The following is a 26,505-nucleotide window of genomic DNA, read 5'->3' as shown; positions in this document are numbered from 1 at the left end:
GGTACCGACCGGAGGAGCGAGTCGGCTCGGTCCGAACCGAAGGCCGACCGCCCAAGGGCCCGGCGATGTGTACTTGATCAGGTGAGACCGAGCTGGCGGAGCATGCCGAGTTCATCGCTGCTGCCCCAGCGCTCGACCATCTTCCCGTCGGCGAACCGGCTGATCTGCATGCCGCGGTAACTCACCGTCTTTCCCGTCGGACTGTGCCCCATCAGTTCACCGAGATGTGTGCCCGTGATGGTGTAGGCGAACGCGATTTCGTCGTCGGTGGCCATGACGTGCTCGACCTCGATGTGCAGATCGGGGAAGGCCCGCCGCATCGCGGCGAACATCTCCTCATAACCTTCCGGTCCCGGAACCTGGCCCGGGGCCGGGTCGTGGTCCACAGAGTCGGGCGCCACGTATTCCTCGAGCTCGCCGAGGTGGTCAGTGTTCACCGCTGATCCGAAGCCCTCCAGGACGGCGGCGTTGCTGCTGCGCGACATGACGCGCTCCTTGACGTTGCAGCCCTGGGCGTACACATCGACGATGTGCAGTAGCCCCTTCCTCCCCTCCACGATAGGTGTGGCGGCCTGAGGTGGCCTGCTGACGCCGGGGAGGGCGGCCAGGGCGTCGGCGGCTGCTTTCTTCACTTGAGGCCGCTGAGCATGACGCCGCGGATGTAGTACTTCTGGAGCAGCAGGAAGAGGATCAGGACCGGCAGGATGCTCAGGACGAGGCCGGCCATGACGATGGGCATCGTGCGGGTCGGGTCGACGTAGTCCTGCAGGAGCTGGATGCCGACGGGCAGGGTCATCACGTCCGGGTTGGCGGTCGACACGAGCAGCGCCCAGATGTACTCGTTCCAGGCGTCGACGAAGGTCAGCAGCCCGAGCGTCACCATGACCGGCTTGGTCTGCGGCACCACGATCCGCCACCACACGGCGAACTCGCCGGCCCCGTCGATGCGCGCGGCCTCGAGGACCTCGTCCGGGATCGAGACCATGAACTGGCGCATCAGGAAGATCCCGAAGCCGTTGACGAGAAAAGGCATGGCGAGTGCGGTGATGCTGACGGTCAGGCCCGCGCCGCCGCGCCCGAACAGGTCGTTGCCGCCCGCGAGCGGCCAGTGCACCAGGATCAGGAAGTGCGGGATGAAGAAGAGGAACGGGGGGAACATCATCGTCGACAGCACAAGGCGGAAGATGAAGTTCCGTCCGGGGAAGTGGAGTTTGGCGAGCGCGTAGCCGGCGAGTGACGACGTGAGCAGCACCGATCCGGTGATCACGGCGGTGGCGAGGACGCTGTTGCGGAAGAGCACCGGCAGATCGAGCTGGTGGATCGCCGCCCGGTAGTTGGACAGGTCGAACGCCTCGGGCAGGAACCGGTACGGCAGCGTCCCGGACTCGCCGGGCCCCTTGAAGGACGTCATCACCATGTCGAGAAACGGCACCACCGTGAGCACGGCGCCGGTCACGACCACCAGATACGAGAACCACGGGAAGCGGCGGCGGATCATGTGTCCTCTCCCTTGCGCCGGAAGATCCACAACTGCACGAGGGTGACCACGAGGACCACAAGGAACAGCACGAAGGCCGCGGCGCTCGCAGTGCCCCAGTCGCCGTACGAGAAGGCCTGCCGGTACATCTCCAGCGCGGCGACATTGGTCGCGTCACCCGGGCCGCCTTTGGTCATCACGATGATCAGCGCGAACGACTGCAGGCCGGTGATGAACTGGGTGATGCACACGAACAGCAGGGACGGTCGCAGCAGCGGCAGTGTGATCTTCCAGAAGACGGTGACGGGCCCGGCACCGTCGAGCGCGGCGGCCTCGTAGTACGACTCGGGAATGGACTTCAGCCCGGCGGTCAGGATGAGGATCGCCGTGCCGACCGAGGCCCAGGCCTGTACGACCACGACTGAGGGCAGCGCGGTGTCCGGGTCCTGGAGGAACCCCACCGAGCCGAGCCCGAGGGCGTTGAGGACGCCATTGACGAGGCCGCCCGGCTCGTACATGTACTTCCATACGTTGCCGATGGCGACGACGGTCGTGACGATCGGCAGGAAGTACAGGGTGCGCCACAGCCCCTGGAACCGCAGCTTGTCGATGCAGGTGGCGACGAGCACGGAGCCGGCGAGCGCGAGGGCCACGGTGCCCAGGGCGAACAGCAGCGTATTGGTGAGGATCGGCGTCAGGAACGTCGAACCGTCCACGAAGAGGTCGGCGAAGTTGTCCAGGCCGACCGGATCGATGTCGCCGAGGTCGAACCCGGCCCAGCGGGACATCGACAGCAGCAGCGCGAAGCCGAGCGGCAGGATCAGGAAGACCGCGAAGAACAGCAGCGTCGGCGTCAGGAAGAGATAGGCGACGACGGCCTGGCGGCGTCGGGGCCGGGTCCGGCGGCGGCCGTCGACGGCGGGCCCGGTGGACCCGGCGTCCCGGGGGCTGTGTACCCGCTCGGTCGTCTCCGGTGCCAAGGCGTTCACCATGAGCGCGACACCTCCTGATCGACCTGACGGCGGATGGTGCGCAGTGACTCGTCGACCGACTGCTGACCGGTCCACAACGCCTCGATGTTCTTGCGCAGCAGCGACTTGGCCTGCTGCGCGCCCGCTACGTTCGGCTCCGGCACCGCGTACTCCAGCGCGTCCAGGAACGGGCGCAGGTTCGGATCGCTGCCTTCGCTCAGGAGTGTCCGCATGTCCTCGGCGCGGCCGGTCAGGGAGCCGACCGACACCTGCAGGGAGCTCATCCGGGTCGCTGTCGCACCCTTCTTGGCGCTCTTGACGCTCACCTTCCCGGTGTTGAGCCAGCGCAGGAACTCCCAGGCCTCACGCGGGTGTTCACTGGCCGTGTTGACCCCCAGCATGAAGCCGGTGGAGAGTGTGGCGCGCCTGCCGTCCGCCTCGGGGACGGGCAGCGGCGCGACGCCGACATCGCGGTAGGCGTTGCCCATCTCGGTCTTCAGGCTTCCGGTCCACCAGCCGGCGCTGACCACCATGGCCACCCGTCCGGACTGGAACGCCTTGTAGACGTTGACGCCAGGGGCGCTCGCACCTTTGACGACGAGGCGGTGCTCCAGGTCGAACACGGCCCGGCCGGCCGGCGAGTCGATGGCGGTGCTCCTGCCGTCCGCGGAGACGAACGTTCCGCCGGCGGCGTTGAGCAGGGCGAGCGTCTGGCCGACGGTGGTGGAGTCGTCGTAGGTCGACAGCCCGAACCCCTGGACCAGCGTGTTGCCATACCGGTCCCGCTGGGCGGTGCGGTAGGCCGCCTCCTCCAACTCACGCCAGGTGCCCGGAGGACGCTCGAAGCCGGCCTCGCGCAGCAGCCGCTTGTTGTAGTAGAGGGCGTACGTCTGCACCTCGGTCGGGTAGCCGTAGATCCTGCCCCCCACCGACGAGGCACCGACCGCGGCCCCGCCGTAGCCGCGTCTGATCTCCTCGGCGTGCTCGGACGGAGCGGGCCGCAGGACGCCGGCCTGGACGAGCTGGCCGTTCCACAGACAGTACGGATGGAGGATGTCGGCGCCCTGGCCCGCGGCCTGCCGGACCATGAACGTGGTCAGCAGGTCCGTGAACTCGACGGCCTTCGTCCGCACCTTGACCCGGTCATGAGTGGCGTTCCACTCGTCGACCGGGCGCTGCAGGGCCTCCTTGAGCGCCCCGCTCGCGTAGTGGGAGAGCAAGGTGAGGACGATCGGATCCCCGGGCCGCCCGGTGCCCTGGTACGGCGCGGCGCATCCGGAGGCGAGCAGCGCCGGGGGCAGCAGCGCCGAGGTGAGCGCAAGCGCGAAGTGACGGCGGCTCAGGCCACCGATTCGGTGTGACGACGTCATCGGGCGGCCTCCCGACGCATCACGCGAAACACCCGGGTCGTGGTGAAACCGCTCTTGCGGTACAGGTGGCCCGCCGGGGACTGCTCGCCGGTCCACAGGAACCACGCGGAGTGCGCGCGGCGCGCCCGCATCCGCTCCAGGACCAGGTGGAGCAGGACCTTGCCGAGTCCGGTGCCGCGCATCTCCTCCAGCACGCCGAACGGCCCGAACCGCTCGTCCACCGAGTCGAACGTGCCGTGCATGGCCCAACCGACCAGGCGACCCGAAGGGTCCCGGGCGACGACGATCCGGTCGAGCGGTGTGCCCGCGGCCAGACACTGCCGGATCGTGCACGCCCAGTCCGGGCCGAAGTGGTTCCCGGCGAGCGCGAACAGGTCCACCAGGTCGTCGTCGTACGGAGTGGCGAACCGGTAGCCCTGCGCCGTCAGTTCGTCCAAGCGGCACGCGACATCCTCCGGGATGCGATAGCCGACCAGGCCGCGGTCCATCGCCGCCGCCTCGTACAGTGTACGAAAGCCCAGGGACTCAAGGAGCCCGGCCGCTTCGGGGTACGCCTCGGCGTCCAGGCCGGGGAGGACGTAGTTCGGGGTGTACGAGGAGAAGTCCACCCGGGTGCGGCCGTGGCCGTGCAGCCAGTCGAGGGCGTCGGTCAGCAGCCGGCGGCCGAGGCCGCGCCCGCGGACGGCCGGGTCGACGAAGAAGAACGGGATCCAGCCCTGCTCCGGCTCCAGGTCGGTGCCGGTCATCGGCGTCAGACGGCGCACCGCGTAGGCCGCGCCGAGGACACGGTCGCCGTCGACGGCGACCCGAAGGCCCTCCGGATCGAAGTTGGGGTCGAGCAGCACCAGGGAGCGGAAGCGGTCCGGGGTGATGGAGTCGGCCGGCGCACTCCGGCGCCACGACTCCACCAACCGCGGGCCGTCGCCCGGGCCGAAGCCACGCATCTCGACCCCGGATGTCGTCGTGCGATCGGTCGTCGACGGGGTGGTCGTCATCAATGGGGTTGTCCTTCCATACGCAGATCACGGACGGCGTCGAACGTCGCCCGCGGCGTCGGCGTCGGCGACGGGGCTGGTCGTGGTGTGGGTGATGACAGCGGGCAACGCGTCGCGGCGGCGGCCCAGGAGGTCTCAGGAGTAGAGCAACACGTCGTCGCCGGCCCACCGGCCGGGCGGCGCCGGTGGATCGCAGAGCGGCAGCGGGTCTTCGCCCGCGTCGACGGCGCGCCGCAACCGGTCGGACCCCCACAGCAGGTCGATGAAGTGCCGGTGGCCGGTCCCCTCCACGCCGCCGTCCGAGGCGCGCCAGTCGAAGTCTCCCGGGTACAGCCGCCGCAGCGTGGCCAGCATCGCGACAGCGGTACGCACGGGCGCGAACACCTCGCGATCGGTGATGTGGAGTTGGACCCCGCGCAACGGCCGTCCGGCGTGTTTGTGAAAGGTCGGTACGTACCGCAGATCACGGAAGTGCACTCCAGGCAGGGCGAGCTCGGCGAGCGAGGGCGCGAACCGCGCGTCGATGTACGGGGCCCCGACGATCTCGAAGGGCTGCGTCGTACCACGGCCCTCCGAGAGATTCGTCCCCTCGAACAGACAGGTGCCGGGGTAGAACGTGGCAGTGGTCGACGACGGGATGTTCGGCGAGGGCGCGACCCACGGCAGGCCGGTGGCCCCCGCGTCCATGGCGCGTTGCCAGCCGACGGCCTCGATCACCGTCAAGTCGGCTGCACTGCCCGCCACTTGGGGTACGGCCGAGGCGTTGAGATGCCGGGCGAGTTCACCGCAGGTAAGACCGTGGCGGACGGGTACCGCCGCGCGCCCGACGAAGCTGGCCCACGCCGGGTCGAGGAGCGGGCCCTCGCTGACGAGTCCACCGAGGGGATTCGGCCGGTCGGCGACCACGAACCGTACGCCCGTACGAGCCGCCGAGACCATCAGGTCGAACATGGTCCACACGTAGGTGTAGAACCTGGCCCCGATGTCCTGCAGGTCGTACACGAGGGTGTCGACGCCGCTGTCGACCAGTAGTTTGTCGAGGCGCTCGCCACTGCACCGGTAGGTGTCGTGGACCGGCAGGCCGGTGGTGGTGTCCGCCTGAGCGGCGTCGCTTTCGCCGGCCTGTTCGGTCCCGTGCAGCCCGTGTTCGGGACCGAACAGGGCGACCAGCCGCGCGCCGGCCTCGAGCAGTGCGGGCGCGGCCGGGCGCAGGTCGGGGAGGACGCCGGTGTGGTTGGTCACCAACCCGAGCCGTCCGGGCCCGGCAAGTCCGGGCGACGCGTGCAGCCGTGCGATCCCGGGCGTCACCGCGACGCGGTCGGCCGTGCTCATGCCTTGACCCGTCTGCCGGCGCCATCGCGAAGCAGTCGACGGAAATGTACTTGCATGTCCCGGAATGTTGCCACGATTGACCACCAGTTCGCGCCAAGGACGGCCGCGGGAATCTCTTGCGGCGGCCGGGGCGGCGCGACGGTGCGCGGAGCGCCGGAACGCCTCTGAGGGGAAGCAGCGAGCGGCGCCCCTCACCTCGGGCCGAACCGAGGGGCGCACGTCGAGCCGGACACGCCCAGGGTGATCGAGGAATGGAACAGCACGGAAGGGGTGACCGTGGGCGTCGGCGCACCCATGGGCGCAGAGCGCCGCCGTACGCGCGCTGGCCGTACCCGATCTGACCACGACCGTGCTGACGCTCACCATCACCGGCATCGCCTCCGACAGTCGTGCCGCCGGAGGCAGCGGCGGCAAGGCCCGTCGACGTCTGCTCTCGGCGGCGGCGATGTTCTCCGGTGGCCTCATCGGCGCCGTCACCGTCCTGCACGGGGGCCCGGCCCTGCCCCTGCTGTTCGCCGCGATGCTCCTCGCGGCCGCGACCATCGCCGCGTTCACGCTGACCCGCTCCGACGCCGCCTGGACCGACCCGCTGTGACCGACCCCGAGCGCCAAGACACCGAACGCCCGGAGCCCGAGTAGTCCGCCGCATCGAACTCCGGGTCCGAACCACCCCCGCCTGCGCGGGGACCGCACTGGAGGCTCGCTCCGGGTAGCGCCCGGCACCTTTGGAGCTCGCTCTCGCAGTCGGCCGGGGCCTCGAGCGAGGCCGGACCGGAGACCATCCGGCGCGCGCACGCGGTGCAGCCGGTCTCCGTCCTGCAGACCGGGTACTCCCTGTTCGAGCGGGACGTCGAACAGCTCTTCCCGGTCCTCGACGAACTCGGCATCGGCTTCGTCGCCTACTCCCCACTGGACCGCGGCTTCATCACCGGCACCGCCGAGCCCGCCGGAGAATACGACGCCACGGACGTGCGCAACTCCGATCCGCGCTGGGCTCCCGGCACCTTCGAGAAGAACGTCGAGGCCGTCAACCGGCTGAGTGACCTGGCCGCGAGCGAGGGCATCACCGTCTCCCAACTGGCCCTGGCCTGGCTGCTCACCGCGGCGAGCACGTCGTGCCCATCCCCGGCACCCGCAGTCCCAGGCGCATCGTCGGGCACAGCGGTCTCAGGTAGGGGACGGCCGGGCGGCCCTGTGCCCGCGTGGGGCCGGTTCCCGGACTCATGCCCGGGAACCGGCCCGAATTCGTCCGCGCGCGGCGCTCTTACTGGCCGAAGCCGTAGGCGAACAGGTGGTCGGTGCCCGTCGAGCCCGTCACCGGCAGCGTGATCGACGCCACCTGCTTGGACGCGTCGAGCGGGACCTTCGTGGCGAAGACGTAGGTCTTCACGTTGTCCCGGCCTCCGCTCCCGGTGTTTCGGTAGGCGGTCGTGACGGCCGTCGTGTCACCCGCGAGCGGCTTGCTCGACCCGCCGTTGAGCGTCCAGTCCGAGAAGCCGACGGTCGCCTGGGAGGTGGTGCCGTCGGTGTAGGTGACGGTCACCGTGCCCGAGACCCCGCTGCCGTCGGTCGGTGCGTTGGCCGCCGAGCCCAGCAGGCCCAGTGATGCACCCGACGTGCCGGCCGGCATCGGGATGGTCTGACCGGCCATCTCCAGGTTGTCGAGCTGACCGGATGTCACCGTTGGCCAGGTGTAGGAGATGCCGTCGACCGTGAGGGCGGAGCCGCTGGTGACGCCCGCCGCCGACAGCGCGTTCTGCGAGAACGCCCAGCCGCCGCCGTCGAAGCCGCCCGAGTAGCTGGTGCCGTCGGGGTAGATGCCCTCGTTGGTGGCGTACGGCCACAGCGCACCGGCCTTGGCCACGGCCACGCGGAGGGTGGCCCCACTGAGCGCCGCGCCGGTGCTGTGGTCGGTCAGCGCGAAGGTGACCGGGAAGGTTCCCTCGCTCGTGCCCGCCGTCACATGGACCTTCGCCTCGGCGCTGCCCGAGGCGGGCACGGGCACCGAGCCGGAGGCCGTGTCCAGTGTGATGCCGGAGGGCGTCGTCGCCTTCCAGTCGACCGTGACGGCCTTGCCGCCGAGGTTGGTCAGGTCGAGCGTGCCGTCACCGGACGCGCCCGGCCGGAGCACCAGGCCGTCACTGGAGGGGCCGGTCGCCGCCAGGACCCGGTCGCCGCCCGTGGTGTCGGACGGTGGTGCCGCCGATGGGTCGGACGCCCAGGACTTGTCGGGTTCGGTGCCGAGCGTGAAGTCGACCGTGCCCGCGCCCGCGAATTGCTGGTACGTCAGCCAGGAGGTGTCCCACTCGTTGCCCTTGACGCCGAGCGACTGCACGTACGGCGCGTCGGGCGCGGCCTGCGGAGCGTTGATCCGCACCGTCTTGCCGTTGCCGAAGGTCACCTTGGCCACCGGGAACGCCGGGCTGCCCAGCGCCAGGGTGTCCGTGCCCGGGGTCTCCGGGTACATGCCGAGCTCGGACCAGACGTACCAGGAGCTCATCGCGCCGAGGTCGTCGTTGCCGAACGAGCCGACCGGGGCGTTGAAGTACAGGTTCTGCTGGGCCTTGCGGACGGCCGCCTGGGTCTTCCACGGCTCGCCGGTGTAGTTGTACTCCCAGGGAATCTCCACACTGGGCTCGTTGCTCAGGTCGGCGTCCGTGTTGCCCGGGTGCGTGATGTTGTCGAGGAGGCTGTCCAGGTAGGACGAGTACGCCTTGGCACCACCGCGTGCCTGGATGAGTTGCTGCAGGTTGAACGGGACCATCGGCGTGTACTGCGCCGAGGTGCCCTCCACGAAGCCGTTGGAGGTGCCGGGGGTGAAACCGGTCGCGAACTGGCCGTCCTTGTTCTTGCCCTGGACGTAGCCGGTCTGCGGGTTGAAGACGTTCATCCAGTCCTGGGCGCGAGTGGCGAACTTCTCGTAGACGGCCGTCTTGCCCAGCGACTTCGCGAAGGCGGCGACGGCGTAGTCGGCGGAGTCGTACTCCAACTGCGTGGAGACCGGGCCGTAGAAGTTGCAGCAGCCGTAGTCGTTCTCGTCCAGTGGGAGATAGCCCTTCGCGTCCCGCACCGACTCGCCGGGGCGGTCGTTGTTCGGGGCGGTGGCCTCGTGCTGCAAGGCGGCGAGCGCCTTGTCGGTGTCGAAGCTCCGGGCGCCGAAGGCGTATGCGTCGGCGATGATGCCGGCTGCGGGGTCGCCGACCATCACATAGCTCTCGCCGTTGTTCGAGGCCCACTTGGGCAGCAGGCCCGTCTGGTCGTAGCCGTTGAGCATCGAGGTGACGACGTCGCTGGTGACCTTGGGCTCGACCATCGCCATCAGCTGGGTCTGGGAGCGGTAGGTGTCCCACCCCGAGTAGTTGGCGTACTGGGCCTGCTGGCCCTTTGCCAGTTTGTGGACCTGGTTGTCCATGCCCATGTACTGGCCGTTGTCGTCGGAGAAGACGTTGGGGTGCAGCAGCGCGTGGTAGAGCGCGGTGTAGAACTGCACCTGCTGGTCCGAGGATCCACCGCCGGTCTGGATCTTGTTCAGCACCGTGTTCCAGGCGTCGTGGTTCGCCTGCTCGACGGCACCGAGGTTCCAATTCCTGATCTCGGTGGTGAGGTTGTCCGCGGCGTTGGCGTCATTGGTGTACGAGATGCCGACCTTCGCACTCACCGTCGGGGTGGAGGAGGTGTCGAAGGTCAGGTACATGCCGTTGGCACCTGTGGTGGGGGGCTGGACGGCTTTGCTCGCGGCGGTCTTCCGGGGCGCGGCGTCGGCGCTGGGTGCCGGGGACGGCGTGCTCGTGGACGTGGTGCCGCTTCCGTGCACGGTCGGGGAGGGAGCCGCGGGAACGGTGAAATGCTTCTCCTTGAGCGGTTTCGACGGGTGCGTCTGCAGGGGCTGCTGGGCCCTGCCCGCCTTCAGCGACGTCGCGCCGGAGTTGATGGTGCTGCCGACCCAGGTGCCGCTCGCGGTGAACGGCTGGTCGAACTTGATGTCGAAGTGCAGCGTGTACCTGTTGCTCGCGCCGCAGAAGTGACCGCTGTCGATCGAGCCGCGGATCTCCTTGTCGTTCACCACCTGGACGCGGGTCCCGTCCACCTGTGTGGCGCCCCCGCTGAGCTTGAACAGCAGGTTCGCCTGCCGGCCCGTGGGGAAGGTGAAGGTGCCCAGGCCGGCGCGGGTGGTGTCGCTCAGCTGGGTCTTGACGCCGTTCGCGTCCGTGACTTTGTAGTACCCGATGCCCGCCTGCTCGTCGTCGTGGCTGAAGCCGACGGACGCATCGCCCAGGTTGCCCGACAGCGCGCCGGTCACCGGCAGGATGGGCAGGTCGCCCGCGACGCCGCAGCCGGGTCCCGAGACATGGGTGAGGCTGAAGCCGGAGATCTTGTTGTCGTCGTACTCGTAGCCGCCGCCCGAGGGACGGTCGGGCGTCGTGTCGGGCCCCCACTGCACCATGCCGGCCGGCATGTCGGGGCCGGGGAAGGTGTCCACCGCGCCGGAGGTGCCGATGAGGGGGTTGACGAGGGACGCTGGGTCCTTCACCAGCGCAGGCGTCGCGGTGCTCGCGGCATGGGCGCCTCCGATCGCCGGGAGTGGGAGTACGGCGATGCCCAGGACGGACACCACCACCAGACGTTGGCGGAATCTCATTCGGTCACATGGCGCCGTAGAACGTCGAGGTCTGACCATCGGTTGCCTCCGCAGCGGTTCACGATTCGCACATCGGTGCTGACGTCCCCGGGGAACGGGGAACGCCGGCGGGCGGCAACGGTGTCGGTCGCTCCGACGGCCTGACAACGTTGCCATGCACGAGTGTTGAGTGAAACGCGAGTGCTTGCGGCATGTCAACGAGGCCAACAGGACTTTCTGAGCGCGAAGTTCACAGCCGGGTGCTCTGAGTGTCGTGATCCCGAGGTCGGCGAGTGGTTACGCCTCCCTGGACCGGCGGGCGGCCCCGGGCCACCGGCGTGTCTGGCGGTCAGGCACGACAGGCCTTCACGCGCGGGCCTCCGCGGTCGAGAATATGTACCTGCTCCCTTCGCCGGACCAGCCAGGAGCCGGGCCGAGCCTTGGGGGAGTTGCCCTCTCTCGGCGAAGACTCCTTGCGCCCGCAGCCACGAGCACGCACCACCAAAGGCACCGGCAACGCACGGTTGTTCCCGTCGCGACGGGCATCATGCACAGCCTGTCCCGCCCTGCCCTGCTCGGCGCACGCCCACCCTCCGGCGTTTCACTCCTTCGCAAACGCGTCGGGTGGACGGCGCCTTGTCCAGGACGGTCGCAAGGGGGGCGTGGACCAACAAAAGGTACGAACGTGGCCGTCCATGCTCCGCGCTGCTCCTCCGCGACGCTCCCGTACCCTCCAGCCGTCCGGTGAGCCCGGGCGCGTACCGGAGAGGGGAGTCCACGCCGCACGCATGCATCGTCCACAGCGCTGGAGACAGTTCGGCATGCTGTGAGCGGCGACCCCGCACGGCCTCTCCCCGAAAGCTGCCTGCGCGGGGGCGTGCCCCTGTCTCTTTGGCCAAGGTGGTGGGTTGTTGTGGGCCGGAGACCGCCTGGCACTCTGTCTGCCATGAGCGATGGAGCATGTGTGGAAGAGCCGGTCGATGAGCGCATGCGACCGTGCGTCTTTTGCCATCACCCTGTTGTCATCGACTCGATCGACGAATGGGACTGCCCGGTGTGCGGCGTGCCTGACGAGGATCAGGATGAGGCGGCGGGCCGGGACTCGTAGAAGGTTCCGTCGCGGAGCATCGCGAAGATGACGTCTGCCCGCCGTCGGGCGAGGCAGAGCAGGGCTTGAGTGGGGTGCTTGCCCTGGGCGTTTTCTTGTCGCAGGAGGCCCGCGTTGCCGGGTCGCCCCACGCGGCGCATGCGGAGAGGAAGAGGGCCGGCTTGAGCTGCTAGTTTCGCCTCCTGGAGGGCTGTTCGCCGTGAATGGAGGACCCGGACTGCGGGTCGCCGGGGCGAGGCCGGCGTGGGCGGCAAGGTGGCCTGCGGTCGCGTCGGTCTTGGCCGCGCCCGGGTAGAGGTCGGCGATCCGCCTGCCGGACCCGAAAGCCGAGGCCTCATTGCGGAACCACGAAGTCGGTAACGGGGGGCGGCACTTGCGGTCGGCGGCGGGGTGGACCTTGGTGGTCAACCCGCCCGGCGCTTTCGAGAAGAGTGGCCATCAGTCGCAGCCTGCGCCAGGCCGGATGCGTCGTCGCACCTCCCACTCAGGAGCGAGAGTCGCGTTCGGCGAGTTCGCGGTGAGCCGGAACGGCCCCTCGGTGGGCCGCCGACGGCTTCGACGCCGCTGTGTCAGTCGCTTCCTCTACGGCCTGCCCATGACTCCTGAGATGTGGGACCTGTTACGTCCGTTCCGTGACGAGGCGATCGCGCGGGACATACCCGTCGATGACGTAGAGCGGTGGCTGGGCACCGCTCGCCCCTGCGCGATGTTGACGCGGGACGGGGACGGCCCGGTCATGGGCCGGTTCGGCGGCCCGCTCCTGCTTCCGGCCGATGTCCCGGACCCCGCCCACCCCTTCGTCGCCTCCATCGACCTGGCGGCCCTGCCCGCCGACGCGACCGACCTGCCCCTGCCTCCGGACGGCCATCTGCTGCTGTTCGCCTTCCCCGAGACCGCCGACGATGACGACACGGTGGGCAGCGTGGTGCACGTCCCCGTTCCGGCACGGCCGTGACGGAACGGGACAGGAACGCCTGGAACACCTTCGACTTCGAGGATGAAGAGGCGATGTTCGAGGCGTTCCCCCAGGGACCGCTGCGGGCGACGGCCAGCGTGTCGCTGCCCTACCACCACGCGGTCGAATTCCTCGGGGAGCCGGTTCCCTTCCGGGGCATCCCCGCGCCGAGGAACTCGTCGAGGTCTGGGACAGCCCCCAGGACACCATCGCCCCCGCGGGGCCGCTGCAGATCGGGGGATACGCCTGGGAGGAGGCCATCTACACCGATCCGATCGTCATCGCCGCGTTCCGTGCCGTGAAAGCGGCGGAGGCGGGCCGGTGGGACGGGCCGGTTTCGGGTGACGTCTCGGACTGGGTGCTCCTGGCCGACTGGCAGGCCGGCGTGGACGTGGAAGGCTGGGAGAGCGCCACCGTCCACTGGGTGATCCAACGCGAGGACCTGGCCGCGTGGCGCTTCGACCGTGCGTTCACCTCCGTTTTCTGGAACCCCTGAGCTGTTTTCTGGAACCCCTGAGCTGTTTTCTGGAACCCCTCATCTGTGCCTGGCCAGTTGGGCTTGCTTCCAGGCTCCGAACAGGTGACGTCGCGCTCTGCCTGCGCTTCAGGCTGTGGCTGCCGAGCCATGACTGACTGCTGAAGCCGGGCTGGAGCCGCCTGGCCGACTACGCGGATCCAGCCCCTCCGAGCGTGCCCAGCGGGGCAACTCCCGCGCCTCGCCGGTGGCGAGCTTGGCACTTGTCGGTCCGTCACGAATCGTCGCCGCTGGTGTCCGCGTATGTGCCGAAGGCCGCGACACCGTCATCGGCGCGCACCGAGGAGTTCAGGATCACCGACGCGCCGTCGTTCAGCAGCGGCAGCGCCTTCCGCACCGTGAACAACGTGCCCCGGACATTGACGCCGAAGGTCTCCTCGTAGTGCTCCTCGGTGACCTGCTCCAGCGTCGCGAACGACGCGGTGCCGGCGTTGGCGAACAGCACGTCCAGGCCACGGCCCCGGGCGCGGACCGTGTCGTACAGCCGGTCCAGGTCTGCCAGGTCGGAGATGTCACCCACCACCGCGGTGGCGCTCGCCGGGCCGATGGTCTCGACAGCCGCGTCCAGCACGGCCTTGCGCCGGCCGGTGATGAACACGTGCGCTCCCTCGGCTGCCAGTCGAACGGCGGCGGCCAGGCCGATCCCGGTGCCGCCGCCGGTGACGACGGCGGTCCTGCCTGCGAGCTCTCCCATGTGAATGACCTCAACAAAGTTCGGTACCGATCGGTACTGAACGGGACCGTAACACATCTGTACCGATCGGTACGGAAGAGGTATGATCGCTCGCATGGAGACGCGGCAGAAGGCACCGATCGGCCGACCGAGGAGTTTCGATACCGACGAGGCCCTTGAACACGCCATGCGGGTCTTTTGGGGACAGGGCTACGAAGGCGCCAGCCTCACCGATCTGACCCACGCCATGGGCATCACCCGCACCAGCATGTACGCGGCCTTCGGCAACAAGGAGGACCTGTTCCGCAAGGCCTTGGAGCGCTACACCGAAGGCCCCGCCTCGTACGGGGCCCGGGCCCTGGAAGAACCGACCGCCCGACAGGTGGCCGCCGCGTTCCTCAACGGCTCCGTCCGGGCCACCACCTGCCCCGGCTGCCCCGCCGGGTGCCTCGGTGTCCAAGGTGCCCTCGCCGCCGGTGACCCGGGAAGCGATGCCCGCGACGCCCTCATCGCCTGGCGCAACGAACACACCTCCCTGCTCCGCGACCGATTCCGGCAAGCCGTCGACGAAGGCGACCTCCCCCCGATGCCGATCCCGAACTACTCGCCCGCTACCTCATGACCGTGGCAAACGGCATCGCCGTCCAAGCCGCCGGCGGCACCGCCCACGACGACCTCCAGCAGGTGGCCGACATGGCCCTGCGAAGCTGGCCGCCTGCCTGACGGCCCTGACGACCGAGGGTGCCGGCGGAGAAGCTGCAGAGCGGAAGTGAAGATCGGTTGTAAGTGCGCGTGATGAGGGAGCTCGTGGCCGCGGGGGACAGGAGGACCTCTCCGGAGGTCAGGGTGCGGTTGACGTCGAGGAGCGCGTCGGCGGTGTGTGTTTGAGTTTGAGGAGGGGAAGTTCGGCGGTGACGGCGAAGCCGCATAAGGGGGCGGCGGCCCGCCTGCAGGTGGCCGCCGGGCGGACTGGGCGCGCTCCCGCATGCCGATGAGGCCGAACTGGAGCAGCCTCGCGAACGGCCCAGGACCTCATCGCCCCGATGCCTGGCAGGGCGAGTGCGGGCACCCGGGCCGCACGGCGGACGCAAGATTCATCTCCGCTCCGCCGTCCGACGACCGGGCCCACCCGCCGCCCCGGCGGACCTCGCCCGGAGCACCCGGCAGCTTGCGGATCCAGCGGCGCGGACCCGGCCGACCGCGCCGCCGTCAGGATCGCCCCCGTGCCGCGACAACCGCGCCTACCTGCGGCGTGGGGGGATCGAGCGAGTGGGGAATTTCGGCGAGCGTCGCGCCGGAGACGAGCCGGAGCCGCCCGCTCGTTCAGTGTCCGGGCCGCGCCGACCAGGGCAAGAGCGCCTTCGGAGTGATGGCCGGACCTGGTGTTCGGCGCTCCCGGCCGTGGGGTGCCGCAGGCGAGGTAGGAGTGCCGCTTGTCGGCGCGAGCGCCGGGGCGCGATGCGGTGTATCCAGGACATATGGTTTCTCGGCGACTCGGTAAGGATCACGGTTTGTCAGGGGAACCACGTCGTGCCCTGCTGGCGGTACCGATCGCGTTGATCGCGATGGTCACGGTGGTCGACGTACTCGCTCCGCCCAGCGTCCACCTCGGGCCCTTCCTGGTCGCCGCACCCGCTCTCACAGCGTCGTTCGCCGGGCCCTGGGCGACCGGTTTCGTCGGCGCGCTGGCCGTCCTGGCCCAGACCGCGGTCGCGGTGACGCGCACCAGCCTCCTTGATCTGAACCACATCTTCCAGCTCATCGTCCTGATCCTGATGTCAGCGCTCGTGACCGTCTTCGCCCACCTGCGAGGACACCATGAAAGGGAACTGAGCCGGCTGCGCTCGGTGGCGATGGCCGCGCAAGAAGTGGTGCTCAAGCCGATTCCCCACCGGATCGGCCCGTTGCGCATCGCCTGCGTCTACCTGGCCGCGGAGACCGAGGCACAGATCGGCGGCGACCTGTATGCCGCCGCCCGCACGGCCAAGGGAACCCGGATCGTCATCGGCGATGTCAGGGGCAAGGGCCTCGAGGCAGTCGGAGATGCCGCCCTCCTGCTGGGCGCATTCCGGGCCGCGGCCCACAAACAGGCCGACCTGCCCGAGTTGGTCGCCTTCCTGGAGGGAACCGTCTCCTCGGACCTGGACGACCCCGCGGGCCCCGAGGGCGAGGCCGAGGATCGTGGCGAGGCATTCATCACCGCCGCCGTGCTGGACGTCCCGGACCATGATCCGGCCATTCACATGATCAACTGTGGGCACCCCCCGCCCCTGCTGCTGCGCGGCGGCCAGGTCGGCCTGCTCGAAGTGCGCCACCCAGCACCGCCTCTGGGTCTCACCGAATTCGTGCGATCCCGACCCTCCCCGGAAACGTTCGCCTTCGAGCCCGGCGACATCGCCCTTCTCTACACGGACGGCGTCATCGAGGCTCGCGACCCGAACGGCACGTTCTACCCGCTTGTGGAACGGGTGGCCGGCAAGTCCGGCAAGGGTCCCGACGCTCTCCTGGCCCACCTGTGCGCGGACCTGTTGCACCACGCCGGCGGATACCTGGATGACGACGCCGCCATGGTGGCGATCGAGCGCATGCCGGGGTCATTGTGAGCAGCGGCAGGCGCAACTCGCCCCTCCAGCGGCCGAAGCGCCCGCTGCCCGACGGGAGGGCAGGAGAGTGCCTGCCCCACGCTGATCTCACCAAGTGGCTGTGCACGAATCGGGGTGGCCGATCGGCTGTCCTGGCCCTGAACGCCCCGGCCGGGACCGCCTACGCCGGGGTCGGCGGCCAGAACCTTCCCCTGGCGGACGTCACCCGGGCCCGCAGCCACTCCGCCGGATGCCCGGACCGGATCGAGTCGCTGACCGTCGAGGAGGCCGTACGACGGATGGGCCGATCGCCGAGGCGTTCGCCCTCGACCAGCAGCTCAGCGGCGCCCGGGCCCGCCGCGAGCTCGGCTGGACGCCACCCGTCTCGACGCCCTGGTGGAACTCGCGCAGGGCTGAGCAACCAGGGAAGAGGATGCCTGACCCGTAGGGGAGGCGGTGCCGAATGCGAAGCCTGGAAGTCATCACGGCAATTCTCGCGACCGTGCTGGCCATGACGTGGCCGGCTCGCCGCCTGCGCTGGAACGAGCCGGTCCTGCTGGTGGCGGGTGGCTGCCTGCTCGGTCTCACCCCCGGGTTCCGCACGATGGTCCTGCCGCCCCCGGTCGATCTGCTGCTCTTCTTGCCACCCCTGCTCTACTGGGAGTCGCTGACCACCTCGCTCCGCGAGATCCGGAGCATCTGCGCGGGATCGTGCTGCTCGCGACCGGCCTGGTGCTGGTCACCGCTGCCGCCGTGGCAGGGGTTGGGCACGCGCTGGGCCTCTCCTGGCCGCTCGCCTTCGTCCTGGGCGCCGTCGTGGCCCCCACCGACGCCATCGCTGTGCAGGCCGTCGCCCGGCTCCTGCCTCGCCGGATCCAGACCGTCCTCCGGACGGAGAGCCTGATCAACGACGGCACCTTGCCCTCTACGCGGTGGTCGTCGGGGTCGCCGTTCAGGGACAGGCCGTCACCTGGTGGGGCACCGCCGCACGCTTCCTGCTGGCCTACGCGGGTGGTGTCGCGATCGGCGCCGCCTGCGCCGCCGCCGTGGTGGCACTGCGCAGACGGTTGCGCGACCGCCTGTTGGAGAGCGCCCTGGCCGTGCGCACCCCCGTTCGCCATCTACCTGCCCGCGCAACTGCTGGGCGTCTCCGGCGTCCTGGCGGTGGTCACCTGCGGTCTCATCCTCAGCCAGGCCGGCTCCAGGGTGACCAGCGCGGGGGCCAGAGTGCACATCATCGGCTTCTGGGAGGTGAGCACCTTCATCCTCAACGGCGCCCTGTTCGTTCTGGTGGGCATCCAGACACCCGCCATCGTGAGCGCGATCAGCTCCGCCTCCCTGGGACACGCCGTGGTCACCGCGTTGCTGGTCGGCGGCGTGGTGATCGCCACGCGCCTGCTCTGGCTGTACTCGGTGCGCCCTACCTCCTCCGTGCCGTCGACCGCCGTCCGGTCCAGCGCACGCTGCGCTCCGGCGCCCGGGAAAGGTTCCCTGTGGCCTGGAGCGGGGTGCGCGGGGCCGTGTCGCTGGCGGCCACCCTCGGTGTCCCGGACACCACGGCCGCGGGTCGGCCGCTCGCAGGACATGGCCTTGTCGTCTTCACCGCCGTGGCCGTCATCCTGGTCACGCTGGTCGTCCAGGGCACGACCATGCCCGCGGTGATCCGCTGGACCGGACTGCGCGGAGATCCCGACGAGACCAGTGAGCACGAGCGCCGTGACCGTGCCGCTCTGGCCAGGCAGCAGCGTCGTCCGGCGAAGAAGGAGAAGGGCTCGGCGAACCGGGCCAGGGCCCGGCTGAAGGTCGCGAAGATCCACACCCGGATCGCCGACCGGCGCCGCGACAGCCTGCACAAGCTGACCACTCGGCTCGTTCGTGAAAACCAAACGATCGTGATCGAGGACCGCGGCGCGCTGGGCGAGCACCTCGCGGGCGGCCGCTTGGACCAGATCGGCCTTGTTGTTGTAGTGGGCGTAGATCGAGCCGGTCGAGAGGCCGGACTCGGCGGTGATGTCGGCGATCGAGGTCCGCTCCAGACTGTTGCGGCCGAAGCAGCGTACGGCGGCCTCGGTGATCTGGGCGCGCCGGAGTTCCTTGCGCGCGTCGGTGAGTCGCGGCACCACACCCCCCACAAAAAGAATCAGCATTCTTCTTGTGGATCACACCAACAGCACAGCCATTCTGTTTGCGGGACAAGATCGGCGATCTCGTGGACGGATGCAACTGAAGTCTCCTGCACCGGATTTGACGCAAGATCAGTTGCAGCGCCCGACGCGGCGGGCCGCCTGGCGTCAATGGGCAGACTTCCTTGTGCGAACTGGAACCGCAGGGTGGCACCTGGTGGTGGGCACCGTTCCCTGCGGTGGTTGATCACAGCCGGGTCAGTGAGTCCAGGAGTTCACGGCCATGCGGCCACGGGCCCAGGCCGCCGGCGGAGTTGATGTGTCCGCACGCGCCCGCCGGATGCCATCGCGCCGCCCATCGCTCCGCGAAGTCCACGGCTGCCTCGGGGGTGCAGTACGGGTCGTTGGTGCTGCCCACCACCAGGGCCGGGCACGGCAAACGTTGGGCGGACAGCTCGATGAACGTCGGAGCCGCCTGTCGTGGGAACGCCGGCCCCTGCGGGTCGGGCGGCGCGACCAGGAACGCGCCGTGTATCGGGCTCGCCGGGTTCTTGTTCAGCCAGGTGGAGGCCGCCCAACAGCCCAGACTGTGGGCTACCAGCACAACGCGGCTGTCCTGACGGCAAGCATCGTCGTACGCCGTCTGGACAGCGTTGACCCAGTCATCCAGGTCGGGGGCGGACCACGAGGCAGGGGAGATCCTCACCGCTGAGGTTCCCCACTGGTGCTCCCACAAGGTCTGCCAGTGCTGCTCGTCGGAGCCGTCGATGCCGGGGATGATGACGTACGCGACCACTGCTTGCCACCGTTTCACTCGTCGCCCCCTGCCATCCTGGGGGCGTCTGGCGCTGATTCTGTTGGAAACAACAGGACAGCGACAGCGACGCAAGCGATCTTTCCCGCAAGGCCAAGGGTTCGAAGAACAGGGCCAAGGCCCGAATCAAGGTCGTACGCCAGCACGCCAGCACGCCAGCACGCCAGGGGTGGCGGACCGGTGCCGGGACTTCCACCACGAGAGTTCGTAACAAGATCTTGTTGAGGTGCCCTGGTCGGGCGTAGCCGATGTGATGATGCGGCCGTTTGTGTCGTGTGACGACTCGGCCGTGGATCGTGGACGACGACCTCTGGGCACAGATCGAACCGTTGCTACCGCCCTGGCCCGAGCGGTCACCAGGGCCGAAACCGGTATCGGACCGGTTGTGCCTGCAGGGCATCTTGTACGTCTTGCGTCAGGACATCGCCCGGCAACTCCTGCCGCTGGAGTTCGGGTTCGGCTCCGGACAGACCTGTTGGCGACGCCTGGACCGCTGGTAGAGGGCCGGAGTCTTCGAGCAGCTGCACCGCATGCTGCTCGCCGAACTGCACGCGGCCGGCGAACTCGACTGGTCGCGCGCGTGCGTGGACGGCTCTCACGTCCGCGCGAAAATAGGGGGCGCCGCAACCGGTCCACCGCTGGTTGACCGGCGGAAGACAGGCAGCAAACACCACTTGGTCTGCGACGGGCGCGGCACCCCGCTCCGGGTCATCACAACTGCCGCCGACGTCAATGACATCACCCAAACCCTCAACCTGGTCGACGGCATCCCCCCGTCGCCAGACGGACCGGCCGCCCACGAAGGCGACCCGAGTCCGTCCTGGGCGACAAGGGATACGACTCATGCTCTGTGCGCCGTGAACTTCGGCGCCGCAGGATTCTGCCGGTGATCTCCCGCCGGGGCGCCAGGGCGTTTCAAGTTCCTGGTAGGGGCGGGCTGTCGGTGATGCCCCAGATCCAGACGGCGTGTTCTGGTGCGTCCCGGATCGCTCGGGTGGTCTTGGCGATGTTGTCGGCTCCCATCAGTCGTAGCCTGCCGACGCTCGGCCTCGGGATCGACCACCGCGGCGTAGCCGCGGATGACGCCGCGCGGTTCGAGTGTGCGCGACGGGCAAACGTAGTACGGGTTAGCCCGCGTCGACAGACACCCGGGTACGACCTGTCCGGCACCGCACAGCACCGTGACGCCCAGATGCGGCACACACTCATCCGGCTCCTGCACTGGGCGAAGCGGCACGACCTGGCGATCGCCGTCGAGGATTTGGACTTCACGGCGGACAAGACCCGGGAGAGGCACGGCCACCGTAAGAAGTTCCGCAAGCTCATCTCCGGTATGTCCGGCGGCGGACGATACGCCCCCGCACGACCGGAGCGATCGTGCGGGGCATCGGAGCGTCCAGGCCGGACCGGGCACCTGAAGACACCGGCCCCCGTATCCCTGGACCACGGACACGATCCGTGTCACGGGACACGGCGCGAAAGTGGGCGACCAGGACATCCAACACCGTTCGGGATGCCCGCAGCGACCAGGCATGGGTTCAAGACCCTCTCCTGCTCACTGATGAGGAACGGTAGTCCCTTGATCACGATATGAATACCCGGCAGTCTCGTTCCGTCTTCACGCAGTGACCTTCATTACGTGATCGCTAACATGTTCGTCCTCACCCCTGCCCACTGCGGCTGACCTTCGAGGAACCAGTGACAACACCGCCCGCCTACCAAGATCCTGCCTACTCCGTACAGCCGCAGGCTCCGGCGCCGCAACCGCCCAAGAAGGGCGCCCGCGCTCTCAAGAAGCTGCTGATCCGCTTGGGTATCGGGCTGATCGCTCTCGTGATCTGGATGATCTACGACGAGGTGACCGGTGACCCCTCTACCGCCAACGCCGGTGACTGCGTCCAGGTGAGCGGTACGGACGACAACCCGGATGTGCACGTGATCGATTGCAAGGACCCCAAGGCCGCCTACAAGGTCCTGCGGGAGGACACCGGCAACGGTGACCAGTGCAAGAGCGTTCCCGGTGTGGTGGCCTGGTACACCGAGACCGGCCGCGCCGACGTGGTGCTCTGCCTGGGCAAGAACCAGTAGGCATTCGCGTGACGGAGGTTGCGAGGCCGACACCACCGGCCTCGCAACCTGCCGAATCGCTCGTGCTCCGCTATTGCGGAGCTCGTTTTCCGCAGCACTGCGATGACGACGGGTTCGGGAGCTGCGCACCGTCCTGCCGTCCACCAGCGCGGTTTCAAGTTCCCGGCAGGAGCGGGCTGCCAGTGATACCTCAGATCCAGACGGCGTGTTCGGGTGCGTCCCGGATCGCTCGGGTGGCCTTGGCGATGTTGTGGGCTCCCAGCAGTCGTAGCCTGCCGATGGCCAGGTTCCGCAGAGCGGCCATCGGCAGGGCTGGCCTGGTGGGTGTCGAGGCTGGTGACGGCGTAGACCGTCCCCTGGGTCTGCCGCTTGCCGCTCTCCTGGCGGCGCCGGTGGATACGCAAGGCGAGCCGTGCTTCGGGGAAGGCGATCCCGCCCAGGTTCGCCGCGATGGCCATGGTCTTGATCGAGCGGGACTCCCGCCGCCCGTGCCCGGTACCGGAGACGGTGTGCGCTACGGGCACCTGCTCCCAGGGCAGGGTCTTGACCCGGGCCGACGCGGTGGGCTGGTTCCCCTTGATCACCGCGATGGAGTGGGCTTTCTTCTCCTGCACCAGCCAGCGCACCTGGTCCTTGACGCTGTGCAGGGCGTCGAAGGTGACCACGGCGTCGGTCAGATCGAGTGGTTCCAGCAGCGGGCGGAAGGCGGCTGTCTCGTTGGTCCTGGCCCCCTCCTCCCGCCGGGCCAGGGTGACGGTGGGGGCGTGGGTGACGGCGGACAGCAGGTGCCGGTGGCGCTGCCGGCGGTGCGCGGAGCCGGACAGCGCCTTGCCGTCCACCGCGATCGCCGTCCTGGGCGCCGAGCTGGTGCCGCCGGCATCGGTGTGGTCGCGTTCGGCCGGGTAGGCGCCGATCGCGGCGTCCAGGGCATCGCCGTCGAGGGCGGCCAGGAGCCGGGTGAGGGTGGCCTGGGACGGGGCGCGGCGACGTCCGGGCAGGTGGCGTCGGATGCCGAGCAGTTCCAGGACCGTGGTGGTGGCGCGCTGTCCCCACTCGGTGATCTCGGTGATGGCCCGAGCGCCGGAGACGACTGCGCAGGCGCAGATCAGCAGCAAGCCGCAGGGGACACCACCGTCCGCGACGCGAACGCGGGTCGGGTACGCGCTTGCAGGGGCGCCCCGAACATTAAGGGCCTTGGAAAGCTCCGCTACGTTGTCGAGCAGACCTTTGCCCTGCTGTACCAGTTCAAGCGCCTGGCCGTGCGGTGGGAGCGACGCCTCGACCTCCACAATGCCTTCGTCTCGCTGGGCCGCGGCCTCATCTGCTGGCGACGGCTCGACAAGGCTGTCGGACCGCGGAAGCCCCCGTGGCGGCAAGTTCCCTTGTAGAGGGCGGCGAGTACGCCGGGGCACCCTCCACGCGCTCGCTCGCTACTCACCTGTCTCGTGCTCCGAACGATCCCTGGCCGGAGGCTCGTTGTAGGTGATCACGACCGGCGCGTTTGCCTCCGCCCGTACGCGGTCCGACGCCGTCGCGATCTCCTCGTAGGTCCATTCCCTGTGCAGGCGCTCCCCGTGGGCATCGGTGATGTCGATGACCACGCGGGTCCACTTCTCGGCGGGCTGTTCGGGGACGAGCCCCAGCTCGTACGTAGCGTCCTGGAGGAGGGATTCGGTGACGCGTATGCCGGTGAGTCTCTCGGCCAGAGCGAGGACCGCCGCCTTCCGGTCGACGTCCGGGGCGCTCTCGTCGTGCTCTCCCTCGGAGGTCAGAGGGAAGCCGACTTCCCGCAGCAGGGGAACCAGTTCATCGGGGGTGTTGCCGTCGCGCGACGAGGGGCCCTCGAACGTCGTACGGAGCTCACCGTCCTCGAACCAATGGAAAAGGTGGATGGGCTTGCCGCCGTTGGTCGAGTGCGCCACGACCCGGCCGCCCTTCGACAGCGTCTCCACGCACGGCGCCGCGATCCCCAGGCCACCGTCGAAGCCGAGGACGAGTGTCCAGTCGCCGTTCTCGCCCGGAGCGCTGAAGGCGCCCGCGACGTAAGACTCGTCCCAGTAGTCGTAATCCACCTCGGCGCGGTGAGCGTCGTCCGCCTCGATCAGCCCGGCCGTTCCCTCCCCGGTGCCGCGCGGCTCCGCCTCCATCGCGCGCAGCACCTCGCGCGGGGTCCGCCCCCGTATCAGTGTCAGGGTGTATCCGCTCTCCAGCATGTGGCGGAAGAGCGGCGAGGTGCGGATCCAGGCGTAGTCGTGCGCGGTCACCAAGTTCATACGGCGCAGTGTGCCTGATGCCTCTGACAACGCCCGGTGCAAGCTGGTTCTTACAGCTGGAGCTGGTCCTCGGGTCGCGCCGCCAAGTCCGTGTCAGCAACATGATCGTGTTACGAGCTCCAAGGCTTCCGCACAGATCATCCGCGACAGCCAAGCGGTGTGTGTGGAAGACCTCGCGGTGTCCGGTCTCGGCCGCACCAGGCTAGCCAAGCCCGTGCAGGACGCGGGATGGTCCGCGTTCGTCGGCATGCTGGAGTGCAAGGCGGTCAGGCACGGCCGCACGTTCGCCAGGGTGGACCGCGCTTTCCCGTCGTCTCAGGTCTGCTCGGCCTGCGGATTCCGGGACGGCCCCAAGCCCCTGCACGTCCGGGAGTGGACGTGCGGCGCGTGCGGCACCGTGCACGACCGCGACCACGACGCAGCCTGCAACGTGCTCTTCGAAGGACGCCGTATCGTCGCCGCCGGACGGGCGGAGACGCCAACCGCCTCACAGAGCGCCGGTAGGACCGGGACGAAAGTCCCGGCAGAGCGCGTTGAAGCAGGAAGCCCCCGGAAGGGGCAGACGACCCAGGCCGGAATCCCTGGACTTCAGGCCAGGGAGCACGTCAAGGCCTGTGGGAACTCTCCCCGGGTGGTGCCTCCGGTGCCGGCCCGCCCGCAGGGCGGACGGAGGCCGTCGTCGGTCTCACGGTGGGAGGCCTTGGCCGCGCTTGCGATCGTGGACAAGGCCGGCTGTGCACGGAACGAACTGTCGCGGCCCCACTCGTCTGCTACCGCAGACTCCTCAAATGAAATGGCCTGTAAATCAAGCCAGTTCGGGTTGCGGTTCCGGATGCTGCGCTGGTGCGGCCTTCGGGTCCCACAGTTTGGCGGTCTGTACGTAGCCGTGGACCACTGAGGCCATCGCCAGAATGAGAAGTGGCCCGAACACCGAAGGATGTTCGGCCATCTGCACCGGCAGATAGCGATATGACACCAAGAGCGCGGCGAAGACCGTGGCACTGTAGATGACCAGCTGGATTCCTGACCGGTCCCAGCCATGGTCGAGCGAGCGCAACGCTGCCTCGATCGTGAGTGCGAACACCACGCCGGCAACGAGATCCACGCCGTAGTGGTAGCCGAATCCCAGCGTGGCGCCGAGTGTGGCAATCAGCCAGAACATGCCTGCGAATCGCAGAATCCGTGGGCCCTTACGGGAATGAATGAAAATCGCGGTAGCCCACGCTGTGTGCAGGCTGGGCATGCAGTTGCGTGGGGTGATCTCGTCGAATGGCAGCTGGTGCGGGGCATTGATCGGCGGCGGTGTGTTCGGCCACACGTTGGCCACCGCCCAGTGCCCGCCTTCCGCGCCGTAGGCGAAGACCGGTCCGACCACCGGGAAGATCATGTAGATGGCCGGCCCGAGGAGGCCGATGACCAGAAAGGTGCGCACCAGATGATGGCGCGGGAAGCGGCGCTCGACCGCCACGTTACGCAGCTGGTACAGCGCCACGATGACCGCGGCCACCGCAAGCTGAACGTAGACGGTTCCGAGAACATGGGCACCGATCGGGCCGGTGGCTGTGACGATCCGGCCTACCACCCACGACGGGTTGGCCAGTGCGTGATCGGCGGTTGCCACGTACTGGTCGAGCGTTGTCGGGCGGATTTTCGACGTGATGAGGAGCCAGGTATCGCCAGTCTTGCGGCCGGTCACCAGCAGCAGGCCAAGGCCGACGCCCTTCAGCAGCAGGACACGTTCCCGGCCGGTGCGGCGCGTGATGGCGATCACCGCATGGCCCAAAATCACCCACAACGCGCCGTTGCCGAAGGGGTGGCCCTCGGTCACCTTGGCGTCGACCGCCCACCGCACCAGGAAGAAGGCGACGTCGATAGCGATCGCGGCGCCGGCCGCGATGAACCGTTGCCGCCGGGTGAGCACGACCATCATCAACGCCATACCGGCGTACAACAGGAAACCCGACTTGGGAGCGAATATCACCTCTCGCGCCTGATTGGTGATCGGCCCCGGCAGGCCGTAACGACGCGCGGCGATCTCCAGCGCGATGAGGAACCCGAGGCCCGTCACGCCTGCCATGCCCCACAGCATCGCCCGCGGTTGGCGCCACGCAGCGAACGCAATTCTGCAGTTTATTCGCGAAAACACCCGCGATGATCTCGATATCAACTGTTTTGGCCGATTTGTTAGATGTTGGCTAAGTAGATCGATCATGATATCGGAGAGATGCGGGTGGGTTCCGCTGGTTAACGGATGACGCGAAGGTCAGTTGAACCGCGCTCGACGATCCAGCGTCTCGGGATGACCATGAAACTCTCGACGCTCGGCGGACATCGATGGCGTCATGGGTTGCGGGTTGCCCAGGGGCCTCGCCGCCGTGAGACCCGTTCACTTGTCCCGCGACGATGGGGTTGTGCAGGCGGGCGCTGTCGAGCAGGGCGTGGTGGACGTCGTCGCCCCTGCGGCGGCAGTTGCGGAGAATCTTCCAGGTCCTCGTGCAGGCGAGATTCGCTCAACGCGAGCGCGGACCTGTATGTGCGAGCGGTTGTGCTCTTACTTCCAGGCAATGACCTTCGGGATGCCGGCGCAGTGT

The 26,505-nt window shown here is 68.7% G+C and carries 17 protein-coding genes and 13 pseudogenes; 15 read left to right on the top strand and 15 right to left on the bottom strand.

Translation table 11 applies throughout. The features are described 5' to 3' along the window. Window positions 1–77 precede the first annotated feature (77 nt). The 6 genes from AAFF41_RS03310 to AAFF41_RS03285 form a co-directional block, all read right to left on the bottom strand. On the bottom strand, window positions 78–632 hold the full coding sequence (locus tag AAFF41_RS03310) for an ester cyclase (protein ID WP_319752953.1): 555 nt from the start codon (window positions 630–632) through the stop codon (window positions 78–80). Beyond that, window positions 629–1,498, bottom strand: coding sequence for a carbohydrate ABC transporter permease (locus AAFF41_RS03305; protein WP_319752952.1), 870 nt, complete (start codon window positions 1,496–1,498; stop codon window positions 629–631). Before AAFF41_RS03305 ends, AAFF41_RS03310 begins: the two co-directional genes overlap by 4 nt. Then, a complete protein-coding gene (locus tag AAFF41_RS03300; protein WP_343323424.1) occupies window positions 1,495–2,469 on the bottom strand; it encodes a carbohydrate ABC transporter permease in 975 nt (324 codons plus the stop codon). Before AAFF41_RS03300 ends, AAFF41_RS03305 begins: the two co-directional genes overlap by 4 nt. Then, window positions 2,463–3,818: an ABC transporter substrate-binding protein gene (locus AAFF41_RS03295; protein WP_319752950.1), complete on the bottom strand. Its 1,356-nt coding sequence runs from the start codon at window positions 3,816–3,818 to the stop codon at window positions 2,463–2,465. The genes AAFF41_RS03300 and AAFF41_RS03295 overlap by 7 nt, the downstream gene beginning before the upstream one ends. Then, window positions 3,815–4,813, bottom strand: coding sequence for a GNAT family N-acetyltransferase (locus AAFF41_RS03290; RefSeq protein WP_343323423.1), 999 nt, complete (start codon window positions 4,811–4,813; stop codon window positions 3,815–3,817). Before AAFF41_RS03290 ends, AAFF41_RS03295 begins: the two co-directional genes overlap by 4 nt. A gap of 135 nt (window positions 4,814–4,948) precedes the next feature. Continuing rightward, complete coding sequence (locus AAFF41_RS03285; RefSeq protein ID WP_343323422.1) at window positions 4,949–6,145, bottom strand: exo-beta-N-acetylmuramidase NamZ family protein; 1,197 nt, start codon at window positions 6,143–6,145, stop codon at window positions 4,949–4,951. 240 nt (window positions 6,146–6,385) lie between these two features. Here AAFF41_RS03285 and AAFF41_RS03280 point away from each other — a divergent pair. From AAFF41_RS03280 to AAFF41_RS03270, 3 pseudogenes are all read left to right on the top strand, one after another. Continuing rightward, window positions 6,386–6,493 (top strand): annotated as a pseudogene (locus AAFF41_RS03280) (hypothetical protein); the annotation flags it as partial. After that, a pseudogene (locus tag AAFF41_RS03275) lies at window positions 6,456–6,740 on the top strand (DUF1275 family protein); the annotation flags it as partial. The pseudogenes AAFF41_RS03280 and AAFF41_RS03275, both read left to right, overlap by 38 nt. Before the next feature lie 164 nt (window positions 6,741–6,904). Then, window positions 6,905–7,296, top strand: a pseudogene (locus tag AAFF41_RS03270) (aldo/keto reductase); the annotation flags it as partial. A gap of 113 nt (window positions 7,297–7,409) precedes the next feature. Here the strand turns inward: AAFF41_RS03270 and AAFF41_RS03265 are convergent. Together AAFF41_RS03265 and AAFF41_RS03260 are read right to left on the bottom strand one after the other, a co-directional pair. Further along, window positions 7,410–10,784 carry a lectin gene (locus tag AAFF41_RS03265; protein ID WP_343323421.1) on the bottom strand — a complete coding sequence of 1,125 codons (3,375 nt, stop codon included), beginning with the start codon at window positions 10,782–10,784 and terminating at the stop codon, window positions 7,410–7,412. Window positions 10,785–11,840: 1,056 nt separating this feature from the next. After that, a pseudogene (locus AAFF41_RS03260) lies at window positions 11,841–12,138 on the bottom strand (transposase); the annotation flags it as partial. Between the two features lie 328 nt (window positions 12,139–12,466). Between AAFF41_RS03260 and AAFF41_RS03255 the strand changes: the two are divergent. Together AAFF41_RS03255 and AAFF41_RS03250 are read left to right on the top strand one after the other, a co-directional pair. After that, window positions 12,467–12,826 carry a hypothetical protein gene (locus AAFF41_RS03255; RefSeq protein ID WP_343323420.1) on the top strand — a complete coding sequence of 120 codons (360 nt, stop codon included), beginning with the start codon at window positions 12,467–12,469 and terminating at the stop codon, window positions 12,824–12,826. A 298-nt stretch (window positions 12,827–13,124) separates the two neighbouring features. Then, window positions 13,125–13,322 carry a YwqG family protein gene (locus tag AAFF41_RS03250; protein ID WP_343323419.1) on the top strand — a complete coding sequence of 66 codons (198 nt, stop codon included), beginning with the start codon at window positions 13,125–13,127 and terminating at the stop codon, window positions 13,320–13,322. A gap of 277 nt (window positions 13,323–13,599) precedes the next feature. Here the strand turns inward: AAFF41_RS03250 and AAFF41_RS03245 are convergent. Further along, window positions 13,600–14,055: pseudogene (locus AAFF41_RS03245) on the bottom strand (SDR family NAD(P)-dependent oxidoreductase); the annotation flags it as partial. 94 nt (window positions 14,056–14,149) lie between these two features. On the opposite strand from AAFF41_RS03245, the pseudogene AAFF41_RS03240 reads away from it, so the two are divergent. From AAFF41_RS03240 to AAFF41_RS03220, 5 genes and pseudogenes are all read left to right on the top strand, one after another. Beyond that, a pseudogene (locus AAFF41_RS03240) lies at window positions 14,150–14,757 on the top strand (TetR/AcrR family transcriptional regulator). A gap of 755 nt (window positions 14,758–15,512) precedes the next feature. Further along, complete coding sequence (locus tag AAFF41_RS03235; protein ID WP_343323418.1) at window positions 15,513–16,637, top strand: PP2C family protein-serine/threonine phosphatase; 1,125 nt, start codon at window positions 15,513–15,515, stop codon at window positions 16,635–16,637. 435 nt (window positions 16,638–17,072) lie between these two features. After that, a pseudogene (locus AAFF41_RS03230) lies at window positions 17,073–17,984 on the top strand (cation:proton antiporter domain-containing protein); the annotation flags it as partial. 125 nt (window positions 17,985–18,109) lie between these two features. Continuing rightward, a pseudogene (locus tag AAFF41_RS51405) lies at window positions 18,110–18,226 on the top strand (hypothetical protein); the annotation flags it as partial. Between the two features lie 93 nt (window positions 18,227–18,319). After that, window positions 18,320–18,520: pseudogene (locus AAFF41_RS03220) on the top strand (transposase); the annotation flags it as partial. A gap of 90 nt (window positions 18,521–18,610) precedes the next feature. Here the strand turns inward: AAFF41_RS03220 and AAFF41_RS03215 are convergent. Both AAFF41_RS03215 and AAFF41_RS03210 read right to left on the bottom strand, forming a co-directional pair. Continuing rightward, window positions 18,611–18,763: pseudogene (locus tag AAFF41_RS03215) on the bottom strand (hypothetical protein); the annotation flags it as partial. 223 nt (window positions 18,764–18,986) lie between these two features. Beyond that, complete coding sequence (locus AAFF41_RS03210) at window positions 18,987–19,535, bottom strand: RBBP9/YdeN family alpha/beta hydrolase (protein ID WP_343323417.1); 549 nt, start codon at window positions 19,533–19,535, stop codon at window positions 18,987–18,989. A 293-nt stretch (window positions 19,536–19,828) separates the two neighbouring features. Here AAFF41_RS03210 and AAFF41_RS03205 point away from each other — a divergent pair, with 293 nt between their 5' ends. The 4 genes and pseudogenes from AAFF41_RS03205 (at window position 19,829) to AAFF41_RS51400 (ending at window position 21,641) form a co-directional block, all read left to right on the top strand. Beyond that, window positions 19,829–20,053, top strand: a complete 225-nt coding sequence (locus tag AAFF41_RS03205; protein WP_319752939.1) for a transposase — start codon at window positions 19,829–19,831, stop codon at window positions 20,051–20,053. Between the two features lie 30 nt (window positions 20,054–20,083). Next, window positions 20,084–20,443, top strand: coding sequence for a transposase (locus AAFF41_RS03200; RefSeq protein ID WP_319752938.1), 360 nt, complete (start codon window positions 20,084–20,086; stop codon window positions 20,441–20,443). Window positions 20,444–20,685: 242 nt separating this feature from the next. Further along, window positions 20,686–21,128, top strand: a pseudogene (locus AAFF41_RS03195) (IS200/IS605 family accessory protein TnpB-related protein); the annotation flags it as partial. Between the two features lie 123 nt (window positions 21,129–21,251). Then, window positions 21,252–21,641 (top strand): LppU/SCO3897 family protein, encoded by a 390-nt coding sequence (locus AAFF41_RS51400; RefSeq protein ID WP_425526097.1) that lies wholly within the window; start codon window positions 21,252–21,254, stop codon window positions 21,639–21,641. Between the two features lie 377 nt (window positions 21,642–22,018). Here the strand turns inward: AAFF41_RS51400 and AAFF41_RS51395 are convergent. Beyond that, window positions 22,019–22,930 (bottom strand): annotated as a pseudogene (locus AAFF41_RS51395) (ISAs1 family transposase); the annotation flags it as partial. Window positions 22,931–23,071: 141 nt separating this feature from the next. Continuing rightward, window positions 23,072–23,914, bottom strand: coding sequence for a DUF6461 domain-containing protein (locus tag AAFF41_RS03185; protein WP_319752936.1), 843 nt, complete (start codon window positions 23,912–23,914; stop codon window positions 23,072–23,074). Window positions 23,915–24,161: 247 nt separating this feature from the next. Between AAFF41_RS03185 and AAFF41_RS03180 the strand changes: the two genes are divergently transcribed. Continuing rightward, window positions 24,162–24,812: a zinc ribbon domain-containing protein gene (locus AAFF41_RS03180; RefSeq protein WP_425526230.1), complete on the top strand. Its 651-nt coding sequence runs from the start codon at window positions 24,162–24,164 to the stop codon at window positions 24,810–24,812. Here the strand turns inward: AAFF41_RS03180 and AAFF41_RS03175 are convergent. Further along, window positions 24,720–26,003, bottom strand: coding sequence for a phosphatase PAP2 family protein (locus tag AAFF41_RS03175; protein ID WP_343323414.1), 1,284 nt, complete (start codon window positions 26,001–26,003; stop codon window positions 24,720–24,722). The two genes, AAFF41_RS03180 and AAFF41_RS03175, sit on opposite strands and share 93 nt — an antisense overlap. A gap of 304 nt (window positions 26,004–26,307) precedes the next feature. Further along, window positions 26,308–26,465, bottom strand: a pseudogene (locus AAFF41_RS03170) (IS5/IS1182 family transposase); the annotation flags it as partial. Window positions 26,466–26,505 lie beyond the last annotated feature (40 nt).

The sequence above is a fragment of the Streptomyces mirabilis genome (assembly GCF_039503195.1).
GTDB lineage: Bacteria > Actinomycetota > Actinomycetes > Streptomycetales > Streptomycetaceae > Streptomyces > Streptomyces mirabilis_D.
Note: the sequence above shows the minus strand (reverse complement) of the source record. Positions and strands in the feature narration are given on the sequence as shown.